Origin of the sequence: Pantoea sp. DY-5 (assembly GCF_019795955.1) — a bacterium.
Lineage (GTDB): Bacteria > Pseudomonadota > Gammaproteobacteria > Enterobacterales > Enterobacteriaceae > Pantoea > Pantoea leporis.
Genome location: NZ_JAIMIE010000010.1, coordinates 22,804 through 36,446 on the forward strand (window position 1 = coordinate 22,804; position 13,643 = coordinate 36,446).

Here is a 13,643-nt window from a genome sequence, read left to right on the forward strand (position 1 = left end):
CAGAACTCCTGAGGGGTCAGAGGTCGTAGCCCTGTTTATCGATTAGCTCGGTGGCGAGCGTGCGGATGACGTTGTCGCCGCGCGCCTCGCCCGCGGTGCGCTGACGGTGCTCGATGACCTTCTCGGCCGAGCCGTTCGGGAAGGAATTCCCGAGGATGCGGCGGGTCGTGCCGGCGCCAACGTCTTTTTCGAGCATGCGGCGCAGCGACATATCCACCGGCGTGGTGCTGTGGCCCCACAGCTCCTCCGGACCCACCGTATTTTTCATGATGTGGGCAATAGTGCTGCCCCCCCTGATGCGGAAGATGCCAAGAAACGGTACGCCGCTGCCGTCGGCCGCCGGGCCGCTGCCCATGCGCTCAAAGCGGTCAAGCGTGGCGTCCGGTACCTTAAAGCGCTCTTTCAGCAGCGCGCGGTCTTCCGGATCCACGCCGACCATGTAGACGGAGTTGGCTGACTGGCGCAGCGCGTCGGGCATGTCGCGGAAGTACTGTGAGGACAGCACGGTGCGCACGCCAAACTTGCGCTGCTCGCGATCGGCGGTTTCGAGCATCGGGAAGATAAAGGGGACGCCCTTCGCGTTGTGCAGCTCGTCGTACTGGCGGGTTTTAACCTCCTGGTCGAGCTGATCCACGCGCGCGCGGTGCATCGGATGCCAGCGTTTATGAAGCGCGGGAAAGAGCTCGTCCTGATACTGCGGCAGCACGAAGTCGCCGCCCGCGATGTGGCCGGCAAACAGGTACATCATGCCGGTCTGCAGGTAGCCTGCCTTTGACTTGTCGCCGGCGACGTACTGAATGTCGACCGTAATGACGCGCGCCTTTGGGCTTATCATGAAGCGCGTGCGCCCGGCGAACATGCGGTACTGGCCGCAGGCGTCGCGCAGGCAGCGGGCGATGTACTCAATAAGCGGCTCGCTGCTGCCGTCGCGCTGAATGTTGCCGTACATGCTTCTGAAATCCTCGCTGAGCAGGCGCGGCGCCATGTCGGCGAGCTCCGGCACCGCCTGAAACTGCGCGCGCTGCGCGGCGGCCGGGTGGGCCGCGTCCTGCAGCAGGTCACGCACCTCGTACCAGGTGGCGTTGTCGCGGTATTCCGGGTGCGCCTCCCAGATGCCGGCGTCACTCAGCGCCGCGTCCACCTCCGGCACGAGCCCCGGCTCGTAGCGCCGCGGTTCCTCGCGACAGGCCTTAAACGAGTCGCTGACCAGACGACGCAGAATAATCGGCGTATCGCGGCCGTTGGGCGGCACGCCGGTGCCGGGGTCAATACACAGGGCCTGCAGCGCGTTCTCCATAAATTCGGATTCGTAGCTGAGCGGCATCGAAAGCCCCAGCTGGATGTCGAACAAGTTGCGGCAGTGCTGCGCGTCGTTACGCAGCACGACGCTGAGCACCTCGTCCTGACGCTCCGGCGGCAGCGCATCACGCAGTATCGAGACCATGCCCTGCGAGCTGAACCCCTTATCAATGCCGGCAAAGAAGGGTAACTGCTGCTGCGCGGACATCGCCAGGATGATGGGCTGCCGGTTGATGAACACCGATTTACCGCCGCCGGACTCGCCGGCCACTATGCTGGTTTTTTTGGTCTGGTTGGAGGGCGCGAGCGCCACCGGCATCAGCTTGCCGTCCGGCGACACAAACAGCGCGTTGCCGTCCTCGCTCCAGGCCGTCGTCGGACGGGTAAGCGGCATCAGGTTCAGCGCCTCAGACAGCGGCGGATACATCAGGCACGGCCCGCTTGACGCAGACGAGCCCGTGAGCGTAGCCACCCACGCCTTAACCGGGTCGCCGAAGGTCTGCGTGACGCCGCATATCCCCCACGACGTCAGCGCCTGCTGCAGCAGCGTCAGGTTGCGCGTCACCGTTTCCGGAGAGTCCCCCCAGGTCGCGGCCGTGATGGTCATCACGCACACCGGCTCGTGCATCTCGCGTTCGGCCAGCATCGAAATGGAATCGAAAATCGGTTTCAGGCCCGGCACCCAGGACGCCATGCTCAGCACGACGTGTTTGCCGCCGAGGCGACGCATGCCGCCGGGCATCAGGTCCTTGCGGATGCGGAACGGCACGCTCCGCGGAATAAGTTCGCGCAGGCGGGCAAAGCTCTGCGGACTCTGCGGCCCGAGGTTGACGGCGAGCGTGCCGTGCCAGACGCCTTTAATTTTGATCAGGTTGTTGCGTATCTCATCAACGCCCGCGCCCATGACCTGAAAGTTCAGCCAGGGAGCCAGCAGCGCGGTGGCGTCCTCCCCCTGACGCACCCCCCGGGGGATAATGCGATCGTCCGGCAGTAGCGGCTGCCAGTCATGGCCCGTGCCCGGGTCCACCTGCGCGCGTAGCACCCGCCCGGCTTCGTGCGCATCGATGCGGCGCATCAGTACGCCCTTCCCGCTGTCGCCGAGCGCCCGCTCAACCTGCGAGAGGAAGGCGTCGTGACGGATTTTAAGGCCCGCCAGCTCGGTGAGCAGCGGATTCTGCCCGAACGCGGCCGCCGGGCTGCCCTTCACCAGCTCCTTCAGGCGGGCGTTTTCATCACGCAGTTCGTGCCCGGCCAGCACGCCGCGGCCGCTGTAGCAGACAAGCCAGGTGCGCTCCGCGTTGACCCAGGGCGTAAGCTTCTTCACCTGCTCATCGAGCATGTATTTCAGATCCAGGCCGGTGCGCTTCAGTGACTGATACTGCGGCGCCAGCAGCCGACGGATGACAGCCCCGCCGCCGTCCGGATCGCACTCGTGTACGGTGCTGATTTTATGACCCATATGGCGATAGTGGGAGTTTAAGGACTCAGTCATGCGGTCAAGCCGCCCCTGCCACGCATCGTCATGCCCGGCGGCCAGCTTTTCGTCTGCCTCACTGTAGCTGCCGGCAACTTCATAAACCGTCAGATAGTCACCGCGATGAGTGACCATGATGTACGGCGCGCTCAGCTCCGGGTGACGAATGCGATCGTCGTCGGTGAGGCGCACCACGGTCTGCAGATCGCAGTAGTCGGGCAGATCGCGCGACACGGCAAAGCGCGTCGCGGCGGTGATCACTTCTTCAGTCCAGCGGATGAGGCGGTTTGGCATACAGGTCGCTCCGGGTATAGGTTGCCCATGCCGGGGTATGCACCGCGTTATCGGCGGTGCGGCCCAGCGGCAGCAGCAGAGTCAGGTCGTTAAAAACGTCAGCGGGCAGAATGAGCACGCAGCCCTCGAGCCGCTGCTGCATCTGCGCGCGCTTTAACGGGGGAAGCCGCGCGAAGGCCGCGGCAAACTCGGGCGCGCGGGAGGTGCCCCACATGCCCTCCACCTCGCGTGCGTGGCGGGCCAGCCAGTTCCAGACGCGCCTGCCCTGTTTACGCACGGTTTTACTCTCGCTGTGCTGCCCGATAAGCGCACGGCGCTGCAGATTGATGACATCGGCGGCGGGTGCGTCAGGCAGCCAGGCGAGGTGCCCGTGCGCGGCAGTGGGGCTGTCGAGGTTAAAGGTCAGCCAGCACAGCGTGCAGACCGGCTGCGCGTCCGGCCCCTGCCACAGGCGCTGCGCGCGCGTACCGCAACAGCGGCATGGCTCGCCGGGAGACAGCGCCACAGGTCGCGGGGATTCGTCTTCACCGCTGACGTCCGGTACAAGCGGCAGCAGAGAACCTGCCACCGGAGCCGGCGTATGATTCAAAACCATAGTGATGTCCTGTTCGAACAAGAGGAGAACTGCCCGGAGAATCCGGCAGTGATGCGAAGAATTGCCGCCCCGTGCTGGGGCGGCCGGTAAGTTAACTGACGCTGACCGGCGTCATGCCCATCTGCGTCATGCCACGCTTGATGATTTCAGGGATACCCATAGCCAGCATCCCGCCAACGATGGCCAGTACAATCATCCAGGGCTTGATCTGCGGGTTATTCTTCATGGCCTTGATGGAGAGAAGCCCGCCGGCGAACGAAAAGAACCCGATAACCTGAATAATGACGATCCCACTGGTCTGCAGGGACTTGGCGCCCTCGGATAAATTTTTTCCCATATCCGCTAAATCACCGTCGGCCATGGCCATCGGTGAGATAAGGGCAAGCCAGGCGCTGAGGGCGCGTAAAGTCATGCGGTGCAGGGTTTCAGACAGCATCAGGACGCGTGCGTATGCCGCGCGGTAAAAGCGAGTAATCATGGTGTTTTCCTTAATAAATAAGAGTGGCCGGATGGCCGGGTGAATCGTCCATGAGGACGGAAGTCTTTGAATCTGCCTCAGCGCATACTGAGGGTTTTCTGTAAGGCGTCGAGCAGGTAGGGGTTACAGATGAGCAACACTCCAAGGATAAATCTCACGGTACCTTTGTTGACGTCGTCACCCGCTGTCAGGCCCGAGTGGCCATCTTTACGGGAACGGCGGTACAGCAAACCGCCAGAAAGGGCCATCCACACGCCAATCATGCGCAGCAGGCTCAGCAGGGCGTTGGCCGCGACCGCGCCCTGCCCGAACGTCCCCTGGTCCACATAGCTGATGGCGTCAAACGAAACCTGCCAGCCCACCTGCCGCGCCCCAGCGCCGATAAGCTGGTCCAGCCCTACCAGGCAGCCCGACAGCAGCAGACAGGCCACCACGGCCCCGCCGCTCGCCGACTGACCGGGCGCCTTGCGGGCAAGCCAGGACTCGCGGACCAGAAAGCCGCCGGCACCGAGCACGCCGAACAGCGACCCCAGCGTCAGGGCCAGGGTAATGAACGAGCTCTGCAGCCCGGAGGCCAGGTTAGACAGCATGGTGATGCCGTCAAGCGATCCTCCCATGACGCCTCCCTAGCGCAGCACGCCGGCGCTGGTTGTGACGCTGCGTTCCGGTGCGTTAATGTCGCGCACGGTGACGCCCCCGAGGCTGTCGCCCGCCTGCACCGCCCACGTCCTGCCCTGCCAGCTGACCCACGCCATCCCCTCCTGCAGGCTTTCCAGCCGCATGCCGGTGAGCGCCGATCGCGTCGCGCGCTTGCCAGCGGCGTGTCCGCCCGCCTCAGGATAAGGCCGCGCAGCCAGCACGGTCAGCTGATTACCCAGCCGGGCGTTTTCCTGAGCGATGCCGGTAAGCTGCTGCTGCAGGGTGGCCAGCGCCTTACTCTGCGCGCGTACCGTGTCTGACAGGCGGGTGATCGCCTCGCGGTTGGCCGCCTCAAACTCGCGCCCCTCGCGGATGAGCTTCACCACGTCGTCCGGCACGCTGCCGGCCGTTTCCGCCACGCTGAGCGCAGCGGCAGGGACACTGAGTCCGCCCGTCTGCAGCGGCGCCGGCGCGGACGCGGCAGAGGCGGGCTGTACCGCCTCAAGCCCGGCGTCCTGCCCGAACGCGCGCTGGCTGGCATCCAGTGAGGAGCCTGCGGGCCAGAACAGATACCAGCCGAGGAAGCCCATCACCAGACCCATACCCGCCAGCCAGGGCAGGGAGTAGCCCAGCAGCAGCGGGCGCGTCAGAAAGCTCTGCTGCTGCGGGGCGGGCGGTGAAGCGGCGGGGGTAACCGGCGCGATTACCGCCGGCTGCGGATCGAATTCATTCACGGGGCATACCTCTCTGTTCGGCGGCGCGGATGCGCGCCTGGGTTTCTTCGCGCAGATCCGCGGCGCTCGGGGTCGGGTTGCTGTTCAGAGCTGCGGGCGTTGCAGGGCTGTCCGCTGACGCCGCCGCACCCTGCGGGGGAAGCGCGTCCGTGCTGTACACCGCACTCATAAACTGGATGGCCACCACCAGACCGTTATTCACCGTTACGGTGCGGTCGGGCAGGCGCGCAGCATCGCTTGTCAGCACCTGCCCCGCTCGCTGGGCCATGCCGCCAAGAATTACGCCTCCTACAGCAGTAGGATCGGGCAGGCCGGGTCGGGACGTAACGGTGTTGAAGCCGTTACTCAGCATCTGCGTGTTTGACTGTGCGTAAAGCTGGCCGGCCTCCCCTGTACCACCGAATAATGAGGGCAGTACGACGCGGCGCAGATAGTGATGGTCGACGTCAGAGGCGATGTTGGCCACGAGCGTCTTATCGTCGAGCGCGTAGGCGTCCACTTTGTAGGCTTGCCCGTTCAGGGTCATGGTGGTGAAGTGGACGATGACGCCGTTACCCGACAGCTTCGCCCCTTCAGGAGCCTTGAGTACTGCGCCCGCATACTGGCCTGTTTCAATGCATCCCAGCACCGGGGTAGCCCCGTTGTCAGAATCCACTCCGGTACAGATTTTCCCCGGCCCGCGCCAGTAAGGCGCCACAACGACAGAGGCCGGAGGTGTATTTGCTGCGACCTGACGGCTTCGCGCGGCGGCCTGCTGCACGTAGCTGCCCGGCTGCGAGTCGCGCCATGCGGCCCAGCCGCCGTCCTTTCCGCCCAGCAGCTGCGCGGCGGGAAGATCGGTCCGGGGCTCCGCCTGGATTTTTGCAAGCAGCGCGGTCAGCGACTTCTGCCGCGCCTCGCTGAGCGCCTTCTCCTGCTCCTGCGTGCGCCCGTTACCCTGCGGACGGGGCAGCTCACGCGGCGCCACGGCCGGGGCGACCTTTGGCGTTTCTTTCGGCGTGACCACGTCCTGCTGCAGCGGGATGCTGGCGATAAAGCTGCCGTTCGAGGCGGCGGCGGTCTGTGCGCCCCGGGCGTTGTTTTCGCGCAGCAGCTCGCGGTAGGCCGCCTGCTCCTGTGCGCTCACCTGCGTGCTGCCGGCTACCCGCGTCAGGTTCACGCGGGAAGGTTCAGGCGGCGGTGCGGCAAAGTAGCTGTACAGCGCGTAGCCGCCGCCCGCCACCACCACGATGCCGCCAAGGATAAGGCCCATCATCAGGCGAATGTTGCCGCCGCCGGTGTTCTGTTGATCGCTCATGATTACTCCAGGGCAATGCTGAGGGCTTCGGTGCGCCCGTCAACCGAGAAGGCCACGCGGGGCGTCACCGGCAGCTTCCACAGGTGGGTGCCGTCGGCCGACGAAAGCGTGGTGTCGAACTCGTCGCGGATGTCCGCGCGCGAGCGAATATAGAGGTCGTCGCCCTGCTGCCACACCGCCGTGTCCGGCACGCTGCCGGTGGTCTTCAGGCGCTTCGCGCCCGACGGCGGCACGCCGTCCAGAAACGCCTGCAGCACGTCGTCATGCAGCCCGATGCGCGAGGGGCCCGGTGCGTCAGGCGCCGCGCCCGGCCCGCGGCGGGGAATGCGCAGGTCAAGGCGCGCGTCCACCGTCCAGGTCTTTTTCGCCGTGTCGGCCTCGCCGCTCATCACGCTTATCTGCAGCGGCACCGGCAGGCCCTCAAGCCCCACGGTCACCAGCGTATTCACGAAGTCGCGCTTTGCGGTGATGACCATAAAGGACATACCCGGGATCCACTTCACGTCGATGTCCGGGGAGCCGCTCACCGGGTCGCCGAGAATTTTCCAGGGCGCGCCGGTGCTGTCGATAAAGCTCACGGTCGCCGGCCAGTTCACGGCGGTGCGCACCAGCGGCAGGCTCGCGCCCGGCTGCAGGCTCACCGTCTGCGCGGTGATGCGCGGCACCGCCGTAATACCCGGCGTGGCCAGCGCCCGGTTCTGTTCGGTCTGCTGCATACGCAGCTGGCGGATTTCATCGGGCGTCAGCGGGGCAATGGTCGCCTGCGCCTGGTCATACGTGACCGAGGTGGGCGGTGGCAGGGGCTGCCCGGGCAGCGGACCGGCCGCCGCCGGCGCAGCGGGCGTGCCCGTACCGCCACCGGTCTGGCCTGTCGCGACAGCACCGCCGGCGGAAGTAGTCGAGCGCCAGCCGCCGTCGGTGCCGGCTGCCGGGGCGGTCCCCGTTGCCGTGGCGGCGCTCGCGCTGCCGCACAGCGCCAGCCACAGGGCCAGCGTGCGAAAGTTGCTCATAGCATTATCCTGCGTTGTTGGTGATGGTCTGCGTGACCTCAAGGCCGCGCGGTTTAAGGCGCGGATCGGCCTGCTGGATGCGCAGCGTGAAGATGTAGCGCAGCGGCGGCGTACTGGTATTCTGGCCCTGCAGGCGCAGCGTTACCGGGTACTGGAACTCCCACGTGTAGCGCCCGCCCACCACGCCGCGACGGGTGATGACGCCCGGTTCGACGGTGTTGGTCAGGTTCATGCGCTTGTCCTTCACCAGCGACAGGGTGTTGGAGTCGGTGCTCAGCGCCCTGTTGTAGCCGGTGAAGCCCTCCTCCGAGAAGTCAGCGGCTGCGGCGGTCATCTGGTCGCGGTAGTGCACGAAGTCGAGCGTAAACGCCTTGCTGATGGTGTCCGCACCAAACTGCCGCACGTCGCTCTCGCTCCAGACCGGCTTGTCCGTCGGGTAAAGCGGCGTGATGCGCCCCGCTTCGGTAGCAAAGTACTCGCGCGGGAGAAACAGGATGTAGACGGCAAGGGCGCCGATGACGATAGCCTGAATGACGTTGACGCTGAGGCTCCAGCCCAGCCTCTTCAGGCAGGTGCGCGCAAACTCTGCGCCGAGCGTGCGCTCGTGCTGCGCGTGCAGGGCGTGCTCATAGGCGTCCGGGTCTGTCAGGACTACAGCCGCCTCCTGAGGCGGCGCGGTGTGTTGGGGGTTGTGCATGCGGTACTCCTTACATTCCGTAGGACTGCCACGGATCGATGCTGGTCGGCAGGTTGCTGTTGATTTTGTCCGTCAGCGCTCCGCAGACCTTCTCTGACGCCTGGTTCATGATGTCCTGAAGGCTCGGCAGGTTTGGCAGTCTGATGGAAATGTTGCGGATGCCGGAGAGGCAGTTCTGCAGCTGATCGGACGTCTGGCTTTCGCGGGCGGCCCACGCGTCGTTAGCCTTTTTCGCGGCGTTATAGCCCGCCTCGCTGCCGGTCTGCGCGGCGCTGCCGGCGCGACAGGTTGCGGCGCTGGCGGCAAAGGCGGTGCAGCAGAAAAAGACCGCCACGAGGGCGGTCGCTGAATGTTTTTTCATGTGAGAACTCCGGAAGGATCGATTACTGAGCCGGCCGCGGCGGCGTGACCGGTGCTGCCTGTGGTGCTGCTGCCGGCTGCTCCTTTACCCAGCCGGACTCCGCTTTGAAACGCTCGTCATACCCGAGGCGGGCGTGCAGCGCGGCAGGAACGTCGGCGGGCGCATCCAGCTTCGCGATGCGCGGCTCTGCGTCACCGGTGAGGCGCACCACCACGTGCTCACGCGGCACGGGCTGACCGTTTGAGCGGTTGATGCCGTTGCCGCTGCCGATGGGCTGCGCCCCTTCCGGCGTCAGCAGGTTGACCACCATCGGCGGCGCGTCAGCGCTGCCCGGCAGGCTTACCAGCACGTGCTGGTAGGTGCCGCCCTGACGTACCACGCCCTGCAGGTAGTCCCCGTCGCCCTGCACCAGGTGCAGGTCGAGCCGGCCGTCATCGCCCCACGCGGACATCACCGGGATGCCGGCGCGCTCGCTGTGCGCCGGACGTGGCGCTGAGAGCGCATCGCCCGCCTGCGCGCTGCCCTGCCCGTCCGGCTTCAGCCAGTACAGGCCGTCGGCCGGCTTTGGCGGCGCGTCGACGTCCAGCCCGAGGCGGCTCACCAGCGTGTGCTGGATCTGGGTGTAGCGGTTCACGTCCACGGCCGCGAGCGGCACCATGTCTTCTGCACCGGTCTGCACGCGCGTCCCGCCGGCAGGCGCCAGCGCCCACTGGTTGCGGTGGGTGTTCACGCTTTCATAGTGCGTAACCACCCCATGGTCATCCCTCTTCGGCACCTTCACCGTGACCGGCTGTTCGCCCTGCCACTGCAGCGTGACCATGCGCCCGGGCTTAAGGTTGGTTTCGCGCAGCAGGCCGGCAAGCTCCTTACCCCAGAACGTCTGCTGCCCCTCTTTAGTGCGCAGGGTGATAAAGGTGCTTTCGCTCTGGCCCGCTTCAAAACGGAACGGCGCCTGCCCGCAGGCGGTGACCTTGCCGGTCACCGGCTCGCGGGCATTTTCCGCTGGCGTATGAACCGCCGGTGAAATCTTCGGCGCGGCGGGCTCAGGCGCCGGTGCAGAAGCGGGCTGCTGTGACGCTGTCACGGGCGCTGCACTTTGCGCGGGAGCCTGTGCAGGCGCAGCCTGCGCAACCGGCGTCACGGGAGGCGTCTCAGTGGCCCGCGGTGCCTGCGGGTCTCCGCGTACCGCATCAGCTGGCGCGGCCGGCGCCACGGGCTGACCCGCAGCGCGGCGCGCTGCGTCCAGGTCCGCCTGCTGGCTGGCGTTTTTCATGCTCACGTCAAGCTTATTGGCCACGATGACGCCGATCGCAAACGCCTTAAACTCGTCGCTGCCGGTAAGCTCAATGCGCCCCTGATAGTGATTGGCGGCGGTCAGCAGCGCGGCGAGCACTTTCTCCTGATGCGCGCTGGCGCCCTCTGCCATGACCAGGCGATTACCGCGGTCAATGAAGGCCGCCTCGCCGTCCAGCTTGTACAGCACGCTTTTGCCGTCCGGGTGCTTCTCGTGCGTGACGCGGCTCAGCAGCTTATCGGCATCGATGCGTGCCTGTTTCGACCCTGATGAGGCTGGTGCATCTTCATCCTGCGTCGCCACGCGCGGTGCGCCGACCAGGATGGCATTTTCTGCGCCAAAAGCGGAGGTCAGCGGGTTACCCGGCGGCACGTCTGGCTGCGGAATGGTCGCCGCTGGTGCTGCTGCTTCATGCGCAGGCTCCGGCGCGCGGGCAGCAAGTTCAGGTCGGGCGTCCGCTGCTGCCGTCTGCAAGGATACGTCCGGCACAGCCGATGCAGCTGGAGCCGGGACCGAAGGTGCCGGTGGTGCCTGCTCCGCTGCCGTGACAGGCATCAGAGGCGGTTCGGATGCCGTTGCAGCTGCCGCTACATTAGCCTGCGGAGCCGTGACACTGGCGTCTGTCACCGGTGTCGCCGGTTCAGACACGGCGGCCACGGACGGTGTGGCAACAGGAGCCGGCGCTGCCGCAGCTTCCGGAAAGGTTGCGGCAGAAGATGTGACCGGTACTGAAAGCGGTGCCGGTGTGGCCGCAGCGGCCGGTAGCGGCTGTGCGCCCAGGTTAGCAAAGGCCCCTTCTGCGGCTGACAGTGCCGCCGGCGTGACGTTGCCGGTCTCTGAGAGCCGCACGACCTCATTGCGCAGCACCGCCAGGTTATCCTCAAATTGAGCGCGCGTGACCTCACCGCGAACGAGCAGACCAATCTGCGCCTCAATACGTGAAGGGACGCTGGCAACGTCGAGCGTGGCGGATCCGGGATTGCGGGAGAGGTAGTCTCCGCGGGGAGCCGGTGCGTCCGGCGAGGGCATACCCGCAAGTCCACCCTGCGTGACGCGGTCAAACGCGCCCTGCACTTCTTTCAGGTGGCCGCCGGCATAGACGCCCAGCGCCTTTGCATCATCAAGCTGCGCCTGCAGTCGCGCCACGTTTTCCATCAGCGCCGGCGCCGCCGTTTCACCGCGGGCCAGCGACACAAATTCATCGCGCAGGGCCGTCTGAATACGATCAAGCGCCGTGGCGTTCGGGTCAGCGGCGGACGCCGGCGGCAACTGCGCCGCGAGCACCGCCGCGCCAGCCGAATACTGCGCGGCGCGCTCAGGGCTCTCCAGTGATGCCATGCGATCAAAGACCGCGCGCGTTTCCTCCTGACGCCCGGGCGTAAAGCTCCCCGGTTCGGCGCGGGTAAACTCGCCGTAAAGCATCCGCACCTCTCGATCAAACTGCGCTCGCGTCACGTCCCCGCGCGCCAGCAGCGCGTACTGCTGACCCACCCTGTCTGGCACGGTATTAATATCAAGCGTGCCGCCGGTCGGGTGCAGTGAACTCCAGGTATCGCGCTGCCCCAGCAGGCTGCGCAGGCGGCTGAACCCGCCCGTCTCCATGACGTTTGCCCCTGCCATTCCGCCCTGCGTCACCCGGTCAAAGACCTGCTGCATCTCCTTCACGTGCTCACGGGTGTACACGCCGGTTATCGCCGCGCTCTCCACGCGTGAACGCAGCGTGCTGATGTCCTGCAGCAGCGCCGCCGGTGAGACCTGACCGCTGGCCAGCGCGGCCAGCCTGTCGCGCAGTTCGGCGCCGGTGCCGTAGAGCCCGGTGAAGCCGTCATAGGTACCCGGTGAAGCCGGCGCCGGCGTCACCGGTGCTTCGGGTGCTGGCTGTGCTGCCGCGACGCTTTCAGCCGCCGGCACGGTGACAGGTTGCGCTTCGGCAGTCGATGTCACGCCGGTCGCAGGCAACGGGACGTCCGGTTCGCTGACGTTAACTGCGGGTACCTCTGCAGGCACAGAGGTCGCGGCCGGGATGACCGGCTCGCTCACAGTGGCTGCAGACGGAGTGCTGTCCGCCGCCGGCGCGTCTGCCTGCTGCGCCTTCAGAATGCGATACACGCTGGTCTGTCCGATGCCGAGCTGCTCAGCAATCTTCGCGGGCGTGAGCCCTTCATCACGCAGCTTCAGGATTTCACCCGTTTTCTCTTTTGCCGCCCCGGGGCGACGGACAGGTGTGGATTCGGCTGCGGCGTCCGGGGACGCTGCAGGAAGAGTGTCCGGCGCTGGCTGTGCGTCGTCGGGTGTGGCCATGACGTTTTCCTTGTAGTTAAGCCCGGCAAGGGCCTGATTGATTTGCGGAAGGAGGTCAGCCCTGAGGGCTTCCGTACCGCGTGACTGGTGTACATCATTGAAATCGGTCAGGCCCGCGGCGCGCTCTGCGGACGTGAAGTCGGGGATGATCACCTTCCCGCCGGTGTTACGCGCGGCCTGCTCCCCCATGACGAGCCCGGTGTTAACCGGCTTGCTGTGGTCGAAGTCGACCATGAACAGGTGTGGGCTGTCGGGATAGCGGGCGCTGAGAACGTTAGCCACGTTCAGCATGTTCCCTGCGTCGATGGTCATCACCACCGGACGCCCGGTCACCTGGTTCAGGCTACGCGCTGTGGCGTAGCCTTCGGCGTACAGAATCGGCTCCCCGTCCGTGAGCGTTCCGCCCACCACCTTGAAGTGGCCGGCTTTCGGCGCCTCAGAAAACAGATATTTTTCGCCGTCAGGCGGTATGTACTGCAGCGTACGGAAAGCACCGTCCACGTCCTGAAACGGGATGACCAGCGCCCCGTTACGGGTCTGCCTGAGATCCGCGTCCGCCGTTACCCCCTTGCGCTGAAGATAACCGTGGTTAGGGTCGGCGGGCGGGAGGCGCTCGTAGAGGGCCTTCGCCTTTGCGGTCTGCTGTGCATGAGTGGCTGCCAGCCGGCGTGCGGAGTCATCACGGGACTGCCGCGCAACTGCCTTCATATGCAGGCGAGCAACCGGATCGGCTTCACCGCCGGTGCCTTTCCACTTCGTGATGTCCTTGTGCGTTTTAGCGGTCCAGTAGTTGATGAACCACCCACCCGGCTTGCTGCCGTTCAGAAAGCCGCGGTAGACGCCGTCGCCGTTGCCCTTCGGCCCGTCGGTGACCGATACGCGGTGGATTTCACCGTCCATCACCGGCAGGCCGTCAATAATCAGCCCGGCGCTGGTCAGCGCGTCCAGAAACTCCGTCTGCGGGTCCCCGCCGCCGCTGCGCCGCGACGGGTCTGGCAGCCAGGCCTGCAGCCGGCTGAGGTCAGCGCCCGGACGGGCGTACCAGAGCTGCGCCTCCTTATCCCACGTGATGGCGTTCCCCCCCTCCGGATGCTTTCCGGCGTCGGCGCGCGCGGCGTCACGCTGGTCCGGCATGACGGCAAGCCACACCGGATAATCCGCTGTTTTCAT

At 65.9% G+C, this 13,643-nt stretch carries 10 protein-coding genes; all 10 read right to left on the bottom strand.

The window, feature by feature from the left end; translation table 11 throughout:
- Window positions 1-16 precede the first annotated feature (16 nt).
- A complete protein-coding gene (locus K5Y30_RS23335; protein WP_222213618.1) occupies window positions 17-3,067 on the bottom strand; it encodes an ATP-binding protein in 3,051 nt (1,016 codons plus the stop codon).
- Entirely contained in the window at window positions 3,039-3,662 is a 624-nt protein-coding gene (locus tag K5Y30_RS23340) for a conjugal transfer protein (protein ID WP_222213620.1), read from the bottom strand. Before K5Y30_RS23340 ends, K5Y30_RS23335 begins: the two co-directional genes overlap by 29 nt.
- Window positions 3,663-3,753: 91 nt before the next feature.
- Entirely contained in the window at window positions 3,754-4,140 is a 387-nt protein-coding gene (locus tag K5Y30_RS23345) for a DUF6750 family protein (protein ID WP_222213622.1), read from the bottom strand.
- A gap of 77 nt (window positions 4,141-4,217) precedes the next feature.
- Window positions 4,218-4,757 carry a conjugal transfer protein TraQ gene (gene traQ / locus K5Y30_RS23350; protein WP_222213624.1) on the bottom strand — a complete coding sequence of 180 codons (540 nt, stop codon included), beginning with the start codon at window positions 4,755-4,757 and terminating at the stop codon, window positions 4,218-4,220.
- Window positions 4,758-4,766: 9 nt separating this feature from the next.
- Window positions 4,767-5,513, bottom strand: a complete 747-nt coding sequence (gene traP / locus K5Y30_RS23355; RefSeq protein WP_222213626.1) for a conjugal transfer protein TraP — start codon at window positions 5,511-5,513, stop codon at window positions 4,767-4,769.
- Window positions 5,506-6,810, bottom strand: coding sequence for a conjugal transfer protein TraO (gene traO / locus K5Y30_RS23360; protein WP_222213628.1), 1,305 nt, complete (start codon window positions 6,808-6,810; stop codon window positions 5,506-5,508). Before traO ends, traP begins: the two co-directional genes overlap by 8 nt.
- A gap of 2 nt (window positions 6,811-6,812) precedes the next feature.
- Window positions 6,813-7,820: a DotH/IcmK family type IV secretion protein gene (locus tag K5Y30_RS23365; RefSeq protein WP_222213630.1), complete on the bottom strand. Its 1,008-nt coding sequence runs from the start codon at window positions 7,818-7,820 to the stop codon at window positions 6,813-6,815.
- A 4-nt stretch (window positions 7,821-7,824) separates the two neighbouring features.
- Window positions 7,825-8,517, bottom strand: coding sequence for a DotI/IcmL/TraM family protein (locus K5Y30_RS23370; RefSeq protein ID WP_222213632.1), 693 nt, complete (start codon window positions 8,515-8,517; stop codon window positions 7,825-7,827).
- A gap of 10 nt (window positions 8,518-8,527) precedes the next feature.
- Complete coding sequence (locus tag K5Y30_RS23375; RefSeq protein ID WP_222213634.1) at window positions 8,528-8,878, bottom strand: conjugal transfer protein; 351 nt, start codon at window positions 8,876-8,878, stop codon at window positions 8,528-8,530.
- Window positions 8,879-8,900: 22 nt separating this feature from the next.
- Window positions 8,901-13,643: an LPD7 domain-containing protein gene (locus K5Y30_RS23380; protein ID WP_222213636.1), complete on the bottom strand. Its 4,743-nt coding sequence runs from the start codon at window positions 13,641-13,643 to the stop codon at window positions 8,901-8,903.

Excerpts from the sequence above, each read along its gene's own strand:
- K5Y30_RS23335 (WP_222213618.1), bottom strand. The coding sequence starts at position 3,067 with ATGCCAAACCGCCTCATCCGCTGGACTGAAGAAGTGATCACCGCCGCG.
- K5Y30_RS23340 (WP_222213620.1), bottom strand. The coding sequence starts at position 3,662 with ATGGTTTTGAATCATACGCCGGCTCCGGTGGCAGGTTCTCTGCTGCCG.
- K5Y30_RS23345 (WP_222213622.1), bottom strand. The coding sequence starts at position 4,140 with ATGATTACTCGCTTTTACCGCGCGGCATACGCACGCGTCCTGATGCTG.
- traQ (WP_222213624.1), bottom strand. The coding sequence starts at position 4,757 with ATGGGAGGATCGCTTGACGGCATCACCATGCTGTCTAACCTGGCCTCC.
- traO (WP_222213628.1), bottom strand. The coding sequence starts at position 6,810 with ATGAGCGATCAACAGAACACCGGCGGCGGCAACATTCGCCTGATGATG.
- K5Y30_RS23365 (WP_222213630.1), bottom strand. The coding sequence starts at position 7,820 with ATGAGCAACTTTCGCACGCTGGCCCTGTGGCTGGCGCTGTGCGGCAGC.
- K5Y30_RS23370 (WP_222213632.1), bottom strand. The coding sequence starts at position 8,517 with ATGCACAACCCCCAACACACCGCGCCGCCTCAGGAGGCGGCTGTAGTC.
- K5Y30_RS23375 (WP_222213634.1), bottom strand. The coding sequence starts at position 8,878 with ATGAAAAAACATTCAGCGACCGCCCTCGTGGCGGTCTTTTTCTGCTGC.
- K5Y30_RS23380 (WP_222213636.1), bottom strand. The coding sequence starts at position 13,643 with ATGAAAACAGCGGATTATCCGGTGTGGCTTGCCGTCATGCCGGACCAG.